Below are 14,733 nucleotides of genomic sequence, written 5' to 3'. Positions count from 1 at the left end.
CCGCCCACAAGGCCGTCCTCTTCCTGGCGAACCTTACCGCTTACTTCTGCAGTTCGGTCCAGATTCGGGTATAAAGCTGCTGCGTTTCCGGCTCGCAGCTCTGCAGGAACTCGCCCGCGGCCTCGTATTCGGCCGGAACGACAAGTTCCGGAGCCGTCTTCATGTCTTCCGGCAGGAAGTTTTCGGAGCCCTTGATGCCGTTGGCGTATTTCGCGAAGGCCGAAATCAGGGCGGCGTTTTCGGGGTCCATGATGAAGTTCATGAAGAGCTTGGCATTTTCGATGTTCTTTGCGTCCTTGATGATCGCAACGCTATCCATGAAGTAGGGGAAGCCCTCCTTCGGATAGCCCATCTTGATGTCCGGATTCTTCAGGCGCGAACGCATGATGGCGCCGTTCCAGTAGTAGACGGCGGAATAGTCCCCGGACGGAAGTTTCTCGGTGACGCTGTAATCCATGGCGAGCCACTTCGTCTTGGCTTCCACCAGCTTGTCGCGGACCTTGCGCAGCACGTCCTTATCCGTGGTGCACCAGTCGCCGCCGAAATACTTGATCGTGGCGAAGAGAACGTCGTTCATTTCCGGTGCGACGTTGATCTTGCCGACGAGTTCCGGGGGCGGATCGAGGAAGATCGCCGACGTGTTGATGTCACCCTTGTAGACCGAGGTGTTGACACCGATGCCGGTCAGGCCCCACTGCCACGGAACAGTGTAGTGGCGGCCCGGATCCCACGGAACGTCCACCCAGCGCGGATCGACATTCTTGAAATTCTCCATCTGGTCCGGCCGCGCTTCCTCGATGAGGCCCTCCTTGACCCAGATCTGCACGTAGTTGGCCGAGGGCACGACGATATCGAAACCGTGGCCACCGGCACGGACCTTGGCAAGCGCCGTGTCGTTCGAGTCGTAGTCCGTCACCGTGACCTTGACGTCGTATTTCTGTTCGAACTTCTTGATCAGCTCCGGGTTCGTGTAGTCGCCCCAGTTGTAGATGTTGAGCTCGCCGGCAGCCGATGCGGCATTGGCGAACGCCATCGCGACGACTGCCGTCATCGCCGGCGTGGTGATCCATTTCATTTTCATTATCTGTTCCTCTCTGTCGTTAGCGTGCCGAAGGTGACTATTGTTTTTTTCGGTTGATGAAGAAGAAGATCACGACGAGCACCGTCGAGAGCGCAAGGAAGACGGTCGCTATGGCGTTGATTTCCGGTGTCGTCTCGCGCCGGAGCTGCCCCAGCATGTAGGTCGGCAGCGTATCCTGCCCGCCGGATTTGACAAACTCGGTAATCACCACGTCGTCCAGCGATATAACGAAGGCCAGCATGAAACCCGCGATCACTGCCGGCCGCAGCAGCGGCAGGGTGACATGGCGGAACGTCTTCCAGCGTGTGGCGTAGAGATCGGCTGCGGCCCGCTCCAGCGTAAGATCCATGCTTTCCAGTCGCGCGCGGATCGGCAGATAGGCGAAGGGAATGCAGAAAGCCGTGTGCGCGAGAACGAGATATCCGAGCCCCGAATAGCCGGTCCAAACCTTGATGCGCGAGAACACGATCAGCAGCGCCACGGCCGTGACGATCTCCGGCACCATGAGCGGCTGGTTGATCAGTGCGTATTTCAGAGTTTGTCCACGATAGGGCGCCGTACGGGTCGTTGCCAAGGCTGCCATCAACGCTGCGACCGTCGCGAGGCCTGCCGCCCAAAGCGCAATGACGAGTGATCGTATAGCGGCGTCCTGCACGGCGGAGTTCTGCCAGGCGGCGACGAACCAACGCGACGAAAATCCACCCCATTGCGAGAGGGATTCCGCGCCATTGAAGGAATAGACCACCAGCGCCGCAATTGGCAGGTAGAGCGCGAAGAAGGTGAAAAGGGTAATGAAGCCGAAGCCGGGCTGGGCGCGGATGTCGAAACGCGATCTAGACATGGCCCGCCCCTCCGCGTGAGGCGTTGCGCACATAGAAGATCAGCGCGACCGTCACGAGAACCATCAGCGTGATCGACATCGCCGCGCCGAGCGGCCAGTTGCGGCCCGAGCCGAATTGCATTTCGATCAGGTTGCCAAGCATCATGTTCTTGCCGCCGCCAAGAACGCGCGGGATGACATAGGCACCGAGCGAGGGGATGAACACGAGGATCGAGCCGGCAACAATGCCGGGCCGCACCAGCGGAATCACGATGCGCCTGAGCACCTGAAAGCGTGTCGCATAAAGGTCGTAACCGGCCTCGACCAGCCGGAAATCGAGTTTTTCGATAGAGGCATAGAGCGGCAGCACCATCAGCGGCAGGTAGACATAGGTCATGCCGAGCAGGTTGGCGGTGTCGGTATACATGATTTGCAAGGGGCTCTTGATCACACCAAGCCACATCAGTGCATTGTTGAGCAGGCCTTCGTTACGGATCACCTGCTGCATCGCGAACGTGCGGATCAGAAGGTTCGTCCAGAACGGGATCGTGACGAGAAAGACCCAGATCTCGCGGGTATGTGGCGGCCGTGTCGCAATAAAATAGGCCGTCGGGAAGCCGAGGATAACGGTCAGGACGGTGGTGAAGAACGATAGCTGGATGGAGCGCCAGATGATCGACAGATGCGCGTCCGCCAGCCCCAGCGTGTCATCGAAGATATCGCGCTGGAAGAAAACCGAGGTCCACCCCTCCAGCGAGAATTCCCCCAGTTTCACATCCCCGTAGTCACCCTTCACCATGAAGGAATACAGAAGCATGACGAAGAGGGGGCCGACCGCCGCGACGAAGATGATAAGCAGCGCCGGCGCGCTCAGGAGCCAGCGGGAGCGGATGTCCTGTTTTCTGGCCGCGGCCGCTGCCTGTTCTGCGCCATTCATCGTCAGTCCCTCAGAATCTGGGCGACGCCGTCGCTGAAGTCGATGCCGACGGTGTCTCCTTTGGAAAAGCCGCAATGGCCGCTGCGGGCATTCTGCTGGCGGACGGTGAAGGTCGTTCCGTCGTCGAGATGCATATGAAGATGCGTATCGGTACCGAGATAGACGATGTCATGAACCGCTCCGCGCAGGACCGACATGCCGGTCGGGGCGCCCGCGCGCGCATGCTCGGGTCGGACCACGATCGTGACGGAACCGGTCGGTACGGCGTCGGCCGGGAAACTCGCAGAAATCTCGGCGCCGGAGGAGAGGCGCACGCGGGCGGCGCTGCCGGAGACGGAGACGACGTCGGCTTCCAGGAAATTCGTTTCGCCGATAAAGTCGGCGACGAAGCGCTCGGCGGGGCGGTCGTAGATGTCCCAGGGGGAGCCCACCTGGCGGACCGTGCCTGCCGACATGACGGCGATGCGGTCGGACATGGTCAGCGCCTCCTCCTGGTCATGGGTGACGAAGACGAAGGTGATGCCGGTTTCCAGTTGCAGACGCTTCAACTCCATCTGCATGGACTTGCGCAGCTTGAGGTCGAGCGCGGAAAGCGGCTCGTCGAGCAGGAGCACCTTCGGCCGCGGCGCGAGCGCCCGGGCGAGCGCCACGCGCTGCTGCTGGCCACCGGAAAGCTGCGTCACCGGGTTGTCGCCGCGCCCTTCGAGATGCACGAGCCTGAGCATGTCGTTGACGACCGTGCCGATTTCCGCCTTTGGGCGGCCCAGCATCTTCAGGCCGAAGGCGATATTCTCGGCGACCGACAGATGGGGGAAGAGGGCGTAGTTCTGAAAGACCGTGTTGACCGGCCGCTGGTTGGGCAGGAGGCTGGAAATGTCCGCGCCGTCGAGCAGAATCTGCCCTTCCGTCGGCAGCTCGAAGCCGGCGATCATGCGCAGAAGCGTCGTCTTTCCGCAGCCCGACGGGCCGAGCAGAGTGAAGAACTCATTGGGGCGGATATCCAGCGTGACGTCGTCGACGGCCTGGAAGGTGCCGAACCACTTCTTGATGCCGTGCAAGCCGATGGCGCCGCCATGGGCCGCGGTCGTTCGGGTATCAGTCATCGGTTCCCCGTTGGTCGTCCGGCCCCGAGCTTCCTCTGCCCAAACCGCCGGCTGTCCTCTGTCCGGCCGCTGATGACGGCTCTTATGTGATAGGCTTGCCTTGCTTATGATCACAACAAATCATAATTTGATCAAAACTGTAAAGGGCCATTTTGGGCCTCGACGATTTATCCGTTCTGCGTGCAAAGCGCCGGGAATTCAGCCCAGAGGCGACGAGCCGCGGCAGGAGGAGGGGAGGACAGGCATGCTGGTCGCGGCCGGTCGGGAGGCGTCCGAATCCGCCAAGCAATGGGTTTATCGCGTGCTCCGGCGCGCCATCATGACGGGGCAGTTCACGCCCGGAGAACCCGTCACGATCAACGGTCTTGCCGAAACGCTCGGCGTCAGCGCCATGCCGGTACGCGAGGCCCTGCACAGGCTGGTCTCGGAAGGCGCGCTGGAGTTGCTCGACAATCGCCGTGTCCGCGTGCCCGATCTCGACCCGCAGCGTTTCGAGGATGTCCTTGACGCGCGCATCGCCCTGGAGACGCGCGCCGCCGAGCGCGCCATGCCCTTCATCGACGATTTGCGGCTTGCCCGCCTGCGCGCCTTCGACCAGCAGGCGGACCAGGCGCTGGCCGCCGGCAATTTCGGGCGTCTTGTAGAGGCAAATTTCGATTTCCACCGCTGTCTCTACGAGGCGCGTCCCGGTTCGGTGATGCTACCGCTCATCGAATCCCTCTGGCTGCGCCTCGGCCCCTTCATGCGCCGTGCGGGCGAAACGCTGTCGCAGACCTATCAGGTCGACCGGCATGCCGAGGCGCTGGCCGCCATCATCGCGCGCGACGCCGAAGCCCTCAAGGCCGCCATCGTCGCCGATATCCGCGACGGCACCGGCCATCTGGGGCGCGGCCATTTCGAGCGCATCGCCGCCCTCGGCCGAACGGGTTGAGGCAAGGCGCGCCGCCCGCGCTATTTTCTCCCCGCATGCTTGCCGATCCGATAGAATGGCCGCCAGACCCTGTGCGGGATTGCATGTCACGGAGGATGCCTTGAGCGACGACAATGTTCTGAAATTCGAACGCCGGAAACCGAAGCAGGAAAAGAAGCCTCTCGCGCCCGGTCCGAAAAAGGGGCTGATCTGGCTTGCCGTCGTCGTCGTGATCGCGCTCGTGTGGGCCTACTACCAGTTCATCGCCCCGCAGGGCCTTTGACAGGACAGGCCCGCCCCGCGCCTACTTCTTCTCCTTCAGCAGGAGAGCGGCCTCGACGCGGTTGCGAGCCCCGAGCTTCCTCAGAACGTTGGTCACATGGAACTTCACCGTTTTCTCATGGACCTCGAGCTTGCCGCCGATCTCGCGATTGCTGTGCCCTCGTGCCAGCAATTCCAGGATGCGGAGCTCCTGAGGGGTCAGGCGGGCGAGGGGGGCCGTTTCCACCTTGCCGCTCAACCGGGTGAGAAGACCGAGGCTGAGGCTCGGCGACACGAAGGATTCGCCGGCCGCGACGCTTTTGACGGCGGCGATCAGGTCGTTCGCGCCGATGCCCTTCAGGACATAACCCGCCGCCCCGGCCTCGATCGCCCGCATCACGTCATGGCCGTCGTCCGAGCCGGTCAGCATCAGGATGCGCGGCGGTCTTTGCGTCGCGGTGATCGCCGCGGCCGCCTCGATGCCGTTGCCGGGCATGGAGATGTCGAGCAGGATGACGTCGGGCTCATGCCGCTCGACCAGCTCGAGCGCCTGGCTGCCCGAACATCCTTCCGCGACGACCGTGATCGCCGGATCGAGAGCGAGCGATTGCGTGACGCCTGCCCTGAACAGCGGGTGATCGTCGACCACGATGATCCTGATCGGCGCGTTCATGCTTCCTCTCCCCCGTTCAGGATCGCGCTCATTTCGATGACGGTGCCCTGCGGGCCGTGACGCACGGAAAAGGTGCCGCCAAGGCTCTCCACGCGCTCGCGCAGACCGAGCAGCCCGAGGCTGCCGTCGTGCCGCTCCGCACGCCCGCCCGCGCCCGCGCCGTCATCGCTGACACGCAGGATGACGAGATCGCCGTCGTGCCGGCACTCGACGGTCTGCCCGTGTCCGCCGGCATGACGATAGGCGTTGTTGAGGCCTTCCTGCACGAAGCGATAGGCGCACAGGCGCACCGCCTGGGGGGTGTCGAGCGGCACGCCCTCGCAGATCACGCGGACGGCGGTTCCGGTTCTCTGCTCATGCACGCGCGCCACGCTTGTGACGATTTCACATAGGGAAAGCTGCTGGATTTCCGGCAGCATCAGGCCTCGCGCGATCGCGCGCATGTCACGCAAGGCATCGCCGAGAAGGCCTTCGATCGCCGACAGGATCGTCTCCCGTCCGCTCCGGTTCGATGCACGCCGGACCTGCTCGATCTTGAGGGCGGAAAGGCCGATGAGCTGGACGGGGCCGTCGTGCAGTTCGGCGCCCACATTGCGCAGGTAGCTTTCGTTCATCTCCACGAGCCGGCCCGAGGCCCGCTGGACCTTCATGCGCAACTCGCTGTTCTGGTTGGAAACGCGCTCGATTTCGCCAAGTCGGTTCTGAAGGGCGATCTGCTGCTGCGCGATCAGCCGGCTATTACGGTAGACGACGGCGGTCAGGGCGGCGGCAATCGACAGGGCCGCCCCGGTGACGACGAGCCATGTGTGTATGCGCACCCGCAGCAGCTTGACCTCGAGCGGTTGCGTCAGTTCATGTATCTCGACGACCGCGATGATACGGCCGGACCTGTGTTCGCGTAGCGGGACGTAGATCTCCAGGTATTTCGTCGTCCAGGCCCGCGCGACATGTTCGCCGGCCGCAAGGTCGGTGTATCGCGCCGAAACCTCGCCGTCGAAGGCCATGGCGGCGCCTTCCGGCAGCGGGAACCGGCCGCCGATCAGGCCGGAGGTCGTCGAATAGGCGACGAGTCCGTCGTTCCGCCAGATATCGACATGGGCGAAGCGGTCGGCGAAGGCACCGTTCTTCAACGTCGCGTCGAGACGGGCGATGGCCTGTGCGCCGAGGAGATCGCGATGCGCGAGTTCCTGGACGAGCGGCGACAGGAGACTGTCGAGGAAAAGGGCCGAGCTTGTCGCCGTGCTTTCCACCGCCGCGCGGGTGACGATCCCGGAGATGACGACGCCCGCCAGAAACATCGCCGCCAGCATGACGATGCCGCCGGAAAGCGCGAACTGTATCGACTGGCTGAGGCTTCGAAAGCCGCGCGCCCGGTGAAAGCGTGGCGATGTGGCTGCTGCTTCGACCATACGCCAAAGATGCTCCGTTGCCTCTGTCGCCAGACGACCACGGAACCCCTTTGCCGGCTACTGCCGATGGTCCAATCATCTGCTTGGACCAAAGTCCAGGGCCGCCCCCGCCTTGCGATCAGGGCCGATTGCCCTTTCGGGGAAGAAACTCGTCAGACCATCCGCCGTGGTGCGAAGGCTCCGGTCGGGCGCATCATTCCTGCGCAATGTCCATCATGCGCGCCCAACGCAGCGCGCGGCTGGCCACACGGAAAAGCGTCAGGAAACGCACCAGGGGGAGAATGGTCATGGTCAATATCGTCAAGCACGACCTGCAGTACATCTTGAAGCAGATCACGATTGCCGAACGGCATGCTGCCGGCGAGGATCTCTATACGCTCGTGGCAGAGGCCGGAGGCGTGGATCCCAATTCTCCCGCTTCCGCGCAAATCCACCTGCTTCCCTACGGCCTGCGGACCGTCGACGGCAGCTACAACAACCTTGTGCCCGGCCGGGAGCACTGGGGCTCGGCCGACCAGCAGTTCCTGTCCCTGACCGATCCCCAGTTCACCCAGGGCACGGGCACCTTCTCCTACACGTCCAACAACGACTACGCGCAGCCCGGCGATGTCGCCGATGCGCAACCCCGCTTGATCTCCAACCTCGTCGTCGACCAGACGCTCGACAATCCGGCGGCCATCGTCGCGGCGCTCGAATATGCCGGCGTTGTCGGGCAGGCGCAGGTCGATGCCCTGCAGGCCATCCGCGCGGCCCACACCGTCGTCAAGGCACTGCCGACGAATTCCCAGGCCTATGCGCTGGCCAAGGCACAGCTCGACGCGCTTCTCGTTGAGAACGGCATCGAGATGGACGGCCCGACGGTCTTCCTGCCCAACGTGTCGCCCGATATCGGCGACTCCGCACCCTTCAGCGCCCTGTTCACCCTGTTCGGCCAGTTCTTCGACCATGGCCTCGATCTCGTTGCCAAGGGCGGCAACGGCGTGGTCTATATTCCGCTCTCGCCGGACGATCCGCTCTACAATCCCGCCAGCCCGCACACCAACTTCATGGTCCTGACCCGCGCGACCACCGGCGATGGCGCACGCAACACGACGACGCCGTGGGTGGACCAGAACCAGACCTACGGCTCGCATGCCTCCAAGCAGGTCTTCATGCGCGAGTATGAGGACGGACCGGACGGAACGCCCGTTGCGACGGGCCGCCTGCTCGAAGGCAGCGGGCACGGCCTGGCGACATGGGCGGATGTGAAGGCACATGCCGAAGACGTGCTCGGCATCAGGCTCACCGATGCGGACATCGGCAATATCCCGCTGATCGCGACCGACGAGTACGGCAACTTCATCCCTGGGGCCAACGGCTATCCCCAACTGGTGGTCGGGCTCGGCGCGGACGGCCTCTTCGGGACCGCCGACGACATGCTTCTCGAAGGCGACCCTGCCAACCCCGTCGATCCGAGCGCCGTCGGCGCCTTCCGCACGGGCCATGCGTTCCTCGACGACATCGCGCACACGGCCGTTCCGGTCTTCGCCGCCGGCGTCCTCGCCGCCGATGCCGATGACGTGGCAGGCAACACGGTCGCAACCAACACCCGAGGGCAGAACGTCGAGTATGACGACGAGCTCCTGGATGCGCATTTCATCACCGGCGATGGGCGCGGGAACGAGAATATCGGCCTGACGACCATCCATCACATCTTCCATGGCGAACACAACCGCATGGTCGAGGAGACCAAGCAGGTCGCACTCGAGGCGGCGGCGAATGGCGATATCGCGTTCCTCAACGAGTGGCTGCTGGTCGATGTCACGGCCGTTCCGGCCAATCTCGAGGATCTCGTCTGGGATGGCGAACGCCTCTTCCAGTCAGCCCGCTTCGTCACCGAAATGGAATACCAGCATCTCGTCTTCGAGGAATTCGCCCGCAAGATGCAGCCGGATGTCGACGCCTTCCTGTTCGAGCCGGATCCCGACATCAACCCGGCGATCTTCTCCGAGTTCGCCAACGTGGTCTATCGCTTCGGCCATTCGATGCTCAACGAGAATGTCGACCGTGTCGCCGCCGACGGCTCGGCGAACCACATGTCGCTGTTCGAGGCCTTCCTCAATCCCGTCGCCTATGACGAGGGCGGGAGCCTGACCCATGCCGAGGCGGCCGGAGCGATCATCCGCGGGATGAGTGCACAGGTCGGCAACGAGATCGACGAGTTCGTCACGAACACCCTGCGCAACCAGTTGCTCGGCATCCCGCTCGACCTTGCGACGATCAACATCGCGCGCGGCCGCGACACCGGCATGCCGACCCTGAACGAGGCGCGCGCCCAGTTCCAGGCAATGGCGCACGGCGACAGCCAGCTGGCTCCTTATGCAAACTGGACCGACTTCGCGCTCAACCTCAAGAACCCGGCCTCCATCGTCAACTTCATCGCCGCCTACGGCACGCATGCGACGATCGCGAACGAGACCACGGTGGAAGGCAAGCGCGCCGCGGCGATGGCGATCGTGTTCGGCACGGCCGAGACGTTCTGGGACGAAAGCCTCGGGGCGAACCGGACGATCGCGTCGCCCGGCGACCGCACGGCCTTCCTTTCCGGCACGGGCCCCTATGCCGATGGGCTCGGCGGCCTTTCCAACGTCGACCTGTGGGTGGGCGGCCTTGCCGAGAAGAAGATGGATTTCGGCGGCATGCTCGGCTCCACCTTCTCCTTCATCTTCGAGCTGCAGATGGAAAACCTGCAGGACGGCGACCGCTTCTACTATCTCTCGCGCGTCCAGGGGCTCAACCTGCTCTCCGAACTCGAAGGCAACTCGCTTTCCAAGATGGCCCTGCGCACGACCGACCTTGGCGAAACGGGCACGGCGATCCCCGGCGATTTCTTCTCGCGTCCGGACACGGTCCTCTATCTCGACGCGGCAAGGCAACTGGCCATGACGGGCAAGAGCGATCCCGTCCAGGACAATCCCTATCTCGAGGCCCTGTCTCCATTGGTCGAGCGCCGCGATGCCGATGGCGACGGCGTTGCCGAGTACCTGCGCTACAACGGCGTCGAGCACGTCGTCGTCCAGGGCACAGACGGCGACGATCACATCATCACCGGCGAGGGCGACGACACGATCTGGGGCGGGGCCGGCAACGACCGCCTGGAAGGCGGCTACGGCGTGGACCATATCCACGGCGGCTCGGGCGACGACATCATCACCAATGCGGGCACCGATATCGGCGCGATGGACTTCCTCCATGGCGAGGAAGGCAATGACGTCATTCACGGTGGCAGTGGGCTTTCGCTGATCTTCGGCAACGAAGGCAACGATTTCCTGATCGCCGGCCCTGACGGCAAGACCGTCATGGGCGGCATTGGCAACGACTTCATCCTCGGCGGCGACGGCATGGATTTCCTGCTCGGCGAGGCCGGCGACGACTGGCTGGAAGGCGGCGGCCGCTTCGATACGCTTGCGGGCGAGAACTCCGAGCTGATGTTCAACTCCACCATCGTCGGCAACGACGTGCTGAACGGCCAGAACGGCGATACGGACTATGACGCCGAGGCCGGCGACGACATCATGTTCCAGGGCGTCGGCATCCAGCGCAGCAACGGCATGTCCGGCTTCGACTGGGCCATCCACAAGGACGATCCCGTGGCGGCGAATTCCGACCTCGGCATCCCCATCTTCGCCAACCAGGAAGCCTTCATCCTGCGGGACCGCTTCGATCTGGTGGAGGGGCTTTCCGGCTGGAAATTCGACGACGTGCTGACGGGCCGCGTGGTACCGGTCAACACCCGGGTCGAGGCAACCGGAACGGCGGCCATCCCCGGCCCGGATTCGCCGCTCTATTCCTACTCGAATGCCCTTCTCGAGCGCAATGTCGCGCTCATCGACGGACTGGATATGCTGGTCGCCCATCGCCAGCGCCATGTCGAGGTCGGCAACGACGGCGTCGCGGAGACCATCGTCCTCGAAACGGCGGACGCCTCCGACATCCTGCTCGGCGGCGGCGGCAGCGACCGCATCAAGGGCCTTGCCGGCGACGATGTCATCGACGGCGACAAATGGCTCAACGTGCGCATCCGGATCGTCGCGAACGGCGAGACCTACACGGCCGACGGCATGACGAAGAAGGTCTACCTCGAAACCGACATGGTGAAGGGCGCGGTACGGGCGGGGGCATCGGCACAGTTCGGCGGACGTTCCCTCGACATGCTGATGCTGGCCGGCGTGCTGAATCCGGGTCAATTGTCGATCGTGCGCGAGATCGTCGACGGCAACGCCGCGGGCGACATCGACACGGCCGTCTATACGGACATTCGCGAGCATTACGGCTTCGGCGTGAACACCGACGGTAGCCTCTATGTCGACCACGCGCCGCCGGCGACGGACGAGACCGATCCCCTCGCCGAGAACATCGAGGGCGTGACCGAGCGGCCCGTTCTCGATGGCCGCGACACGGTGCGCAACATCGAGCGGCTCGAATTCACCGACCTGACGATGAACGTCATCTCCGGCACGGATGCCAACGAGACGCTGAATGGCGACGTCGTCGGCACCGGCCTCACCCACGACGTCCTCATGGGCTTTGCGGGCAACGATACGCTCAACGGCCTTTCCGGCAACGACGTGCTGATCGGCGGGGCCGGCAACGACACGCTGCGCGGCGGCGCCGGCGACGACATCTATGTCTTCGGCCTCAATGACGGCACGGACCGCATCGAGGAGACGTCCGGCAACGACCGGATCAGCGTGGCGACCAACGGCGAGGCGCTCTCTGCCCTCAACTTCAGCCGGGCCGCCAATGGCGATCTCGTCATCACGCTCAACGGGCAGACGATCCGCGTGGCGGGCCAGTTCAACGGTGCCGGCAGCACCATCGAGACGATCACCTTCGACGGCGGCAGCTATCACGGCTACGAGCTTTATCTTGCCGACGACGAGGGCGACGAGATCATGCGCGGCAGCTACGCGCTGCACACGGGAACGGGCACCACGCTTGAGGCGGCACCGGACGTCGATACCATTCTGGTCGACCTGGGCAGTTCCCAGGCGACGACGCTGCTGGGCAATACCGGCGACGACATGCTGTTCGGCAACAACGGTGCCGATACGCTCAATGGCGGCGCCGGCGCCGATCTGCTGGTCGGCGGCGCGGGCGGCGACACCTACATCGTCGATGACATCGGCGATACGGTGGTCGAATTGGAGAACGGCGGAACGGACACCGTCCAGACGACGGTGGCGAGCTACATTCTCGACGCGAACGTCGAGAACCTGACCTATACGGGGACCGGCACCTTCACCGGGGCTGGCAACGAGCTCAACAACGTCATCACCGGCGGCGCCGGCAATGACAGCCTTTACGGCGAGGCCGGCAACGACCGGCTGGTCGGCGGCAACGGGGACGACTTCCTCCATGGCGGGGCCGGCGACGACGTCATCAATGCCGGCAACGGCAACGACGCGGTCAATGGCGGTACCGGCAACGACACGATCAATCTCGGCGCCGGCTTCAGCAGGCTGGTCTATGACGAACTGGATTTCGGCGACGATGTCGTCTCCAGCTTCGACGCCAACCCCACCGGCGGCGGCCAGGACAAGATCGACCTCAGCGGCCTCGGCATCACCGAGGCGGACTTCGACGCACGCGTTTCCATCACCTCCAACGGCACCACGACGCGCATCGACATCGCCGGCGGCGGATCGATCACGCTCAACGGCGTTTCGGGGACGGGCAACAATACGGTGGACCGCACGGATTTCATCCTTGCCGGTGAAAATATCATTCCCGGAACGGACGGCGACGATACGCTCGACGGGACCGCGGGCGCCGATATCATTCTCGGGAACGGCGGCAGCGACACGATCAACGGCGGATCGGGCGACGACGTCATCGACGGCGGGGCAGGGGACGATTTCCTCTTCGGGGACAGCGGCGACGACATCATCCACTGGCAGGCGCCGAATGGCGGCTGGGACGTGGTCGATGGCGGGTCGGAGGGCATTGCCGGCGATACCTTCGTCATCACCGGCGACGATTCCTACGAGATCTTCCGCTTCTATCCCGCCGAGGACGCCGAGACCGTCATTCCGGGCCTCGCGCTTCGCGGCGGCGGCACGGAGATCGTGGTGACCCGCTCGGTCGTGGTGAACGGCATCGAGGGCGCTCCGCAGGTCATCGCCGAATTGTCCGAGATCGAGGAGATCGTCATCAACGGCAGCCCGGCGAGCGGTGCAGGAACCGCCGGCGGCGACCGCTTCGAACTGATCGGCGACTTCGCCGAGCAGGGCGAGGAGACCAGCCTGCGGCTGAACACGATCACCATCATCGGCTCGGAGGGCGACGATACGGTCGACATCTCGCAACTCGCCTCGGCTCACCGCGTCGTCTTCAAGACCAAGGGCGGCAACGACACGATCATCGGCACGCTGCGGCCGCAGGATGTCGTGCAACTGCCGAACGAAACGACCATCGACGACTACGACATGGTCCGGAACGTCAACGGCTCCACCACGCTCGTGGGCGAGGGGCATTCGCTGACCTTCTTCAGCAATGGCGGCCTGCCGCAATTCGTCTCGGAAGGCGACGGGACCGTGCCGGGCGATTTCATTCCGCCAGCAACCGGCAACCTGAACGAAGAGGACGAGGACGAGGACGACGATAACGACAACGGCGTCGTGCCGGACGGCAACGACGATGAGGACGACAACGACGACGATGACAATCAGGCCGGCGGGACGGAGGACGACGACGATGCCTCCGGGGTCCTGATCGGCACCGTGAACGGTGAGGCCATCGTCGGCGGCAACGGACGGGACATGATCTTTGCCGGCGACGGCGCCGACAACGCGCTCGGCGGCAGCGGCAACGACATGATCTACGGCGATGCCGGCAACGACCGCCTCTTCGGTGAAGCCGGCGACGACCTGCTCGACGGGGGCCTCGGCAACGACACGGTCTTCGGCGGCGACGGCAACGACATCTTCGTGGCGGCGGTGGGCGACGGCGACGACGTCTACTACGGCGACCACATGAACGGCGGCAACGGCAACGACACGCTCGACATGTCCGCCATCAATGCGAACATCACGGCCGATCTCGGCACCGGCTTCAACGGCCGCGGCAGCGTCGTCAGCGCCCAGTCCGGCTCCGATACGATCTGGGGTATCGAGAACATCGTCACCGGATCGGGCAACGACGTCATAACGGCGAGCGCCGCCGTCAACGTGATGGACGGGGGCGCGGGCAACGACATCTTCCGCTTCCTGTCGGCAGGCGATGCGCATGGCGACACCATCATGGGCTTCCAGCCCGGGGACAGGCTGGACCTCAGCGGAATGGACGCTAACTGGGCGGCTTCCGGCAACCAGGCCTTCACGCTGGTTTCCGGCGCTTTCTCCGGTGCGAGCGGCGAACTGCTTGTCACCCACGAGAACCGCGACGGCATCGACTACACCGTCGTCGAGGGCAACGCCTCCGGTGGCAACACCGCGGACTTCAAGCTCTCGATCAAGGGCTCGCACAACCTGACGGCCAGCGATTTCGATCTCTGACACA

9 protein-coding genes are annotated in these 14,733 nt (G+C 64.0%); 3 read left to right on the top strand and 6 right to left on the bottom strand.

All coding sequences use genetic code 11. The features are described from left to right. Window positions 1–40: 40 nt before the first annotated feature. The 4 genes from HNQ66_RS02605 to HNQ66_RS02590 are packed head-to-tail and all read right to left on the bottom strand — an operon-like array spanning window position 41 to window position 3,941. A complete protein-coding gene (locus HNQ66_RS02605) occupies window positions 41–1,075 on the bottom strand; it encodes an ABC transporter substrate-binding protein (RefSeq protein WP_380778151.1) in 1,035 nt (344 codons plus the stop codon). Between the two features lie 43 nt (window positions 1,076–1,118). Then, window positions 1,119–1,922, bottom strand: coding sequence for an ABC transporter permease (locus HNQ66_RS02600; protein ID WP_184140560.1), 804 nt, complete (start codon window positions 1,920–1,922; stop codon window positions 1,119–1,121). Continuing rightward, window positions 1,915–2,838, bottom strand: coding sequence for an ABC transporter permease (locus tag HNQ66_RS02595; RefSeq protein WP_184140558.1), 924 nt, complete (start codon window positions 2,836–2,838; stop codon window positions 1,915–1,917). The genes HNQ66_RS02600 and HNQ66_RS02595 overlap by 8 nt, the downstream gene beginning before the upstream one ends. 2 nt (window positions 2,839–2,840) lie before the next feature. Beyond that, window positions 2,841–3,941: an ABC transporter ATP-binding protein gene (locus HNQ66_RS02590; RefSeq protein ID WP_184140556.1), complete on the bottom strand. Its 1,101-nt coding sequence runs from the start codon at window positions 3,939–3,941 to the stop codon at window positions 2,841–2,843. A 244-nt stretch (window positions 3,942–4,185) separates the two neighbouring features. Between HNQ66_RS02590 and HNQ66_RS02585 the strand changes: the two genes are divergently transcribed. Then, on the top strand, window positions 4,186–4,872 hold the full coding sequence (locus tag HNQ66_RS02585) for a GntR family transcriptional regulator (protein WP_184140554.1): 687 nt from the start codon (window positions 4,186–4,188) through the stop codon (window positions 4,870–4,872). Window positions 4,873–4,972: 100 nt separating this feature from the next. Further along, entirely contained in the window at window positions 4,973–5,134 is a 162-nt protein-coding gene (locus tag HNQ66_RS02580; protein WP_184140552.1) for a hypothetical protein, read from the top strand. Between the two features lie 21 nt (window positions 5,135–5,155). On the opposite strand, the gene HNQ66_RS02575 is transcribed toward HNQ66_RS02580, so the two are convergent. Both HNQ66_RS02575 and HNQ66_RS02570 read right to left on the bottom strand, forming a co-directional pair. After that, window positions 5,156–5,785: a response regulator gene (locus HNQ66_RS02575; protein WP_184140549.1), complete on the bottom strand. Its 630-nt coding sequence runs from the start codon at window positions 5,783–5,785 to the stop codon at window positions 5,156–5,158. Further along, window positions 5,782–7,194 carry a sensor histidine kinase gene (locus tag HNQ66_RS02570; RefSeq protein ID WP_184140547.1) on the bottom strand — a complete coding sequence of 471 codons (1,413 nt, stop codon included), beginning with the start codon at window positions 7,192–7,194 and terminating at the stop codon, window positions 5,782–5,784. The genes HNQ66_RS02575 and HNQ66_RS02570 overlap by 4 nt, the downstream gene beginning before the upstream one ends. 287 nt (window positions 7,195–7,481) lie before the next feature. On the opposite strand from HNQ66_RS02570, the gene HNQ66_RS23685 reads away from it, so the two are divergent. Further along, the gene (locus HNQ66_RS23685; RefSeq protein ID WP_210308653.1) at window positions 7,482–14,729 is read left to right on the top strand and encodes a peroxidase family protein; all 7,248 of its coding nucleotides are present in this window, start codon (window positions 7,482–7,484) and stop codon (window positions 14,727–14,729) included. The last annotated feature ends 4 nt before the right edge of the window (window positions 14,730–14,733 follow it).

This window comes from Shinella fusca (assembly GCF_014203155.1).
In the GTDB taxonomy this organism is placed as follows: domain Bacteria; phylum Pseudomonadota; class Alphaproteobacteria; order Rhizobiales; family Rhizobiaceae; genus Shinella; species Shinella fusca.
The sequence above is the reverse complement of the archived record's forward strand: the minus strand, read 5'-3'. Positions and strand labels throughout refer to the sequence as shown.

Coding starts and splice junctions, on each gene's coding strand:
- HNQ66_RS02575 (WP_184140549.1), bottom strand. CDS start 5,785: ATGAACGCGCCGATCAGGATCATCGTGGTCGACGATCACCCGCTGTTC.
- HNQ66_RS02605 (WP_380778151.1), bottom strand. CDS start 1,075: ATGAAATGGATCACCACGCCGGCGATGACGGCAGTCGTCGCGATGGCG.
- HNQ66_RS02585 (WP_184140554.1), top strand. CDS start 4,186: ATGCTGGTCGCGGCCGGTCGGGAGGCGTCCGAATCCGCCAAGCAATGG.
- HNQ66_RS02595 (WP_184140558.1), bottom strand. CDS start 2,838: ATGAATGGCGCAGAACAGGCAGCGGCCGCGGCCAGAAAACAGGACATC.
- HNQ66_RS02600 (WP_184140560.1), bottom strand. CDS start 1,922: ATGTCTAGATCGCGTTTCGACATCCGCGCCCAGCCCGGCTTCGGCTTC.
- HNQ66_RS02570 (WP_184140547.1), bottom strand. CDS start 7,194: ATGGTCGAAGCAGCAGCCACATCGCCACGCTTTCACCGGGCGCGCGGC.
- HNQ66_RS23685 (WP_210308653.1), top strand. CDS start 7,482: ATGGTCAATATCGTCAAGCACGACCTGCAGTACATCTTGAAGCAGATC.
- HNQ66_RS02590 (WP_184140556.1), bottom strand. CDS start 3,941: ATGACTGATACCCGAACGACCGCGGCCCATGGCGGCGCCATCGGCTTG.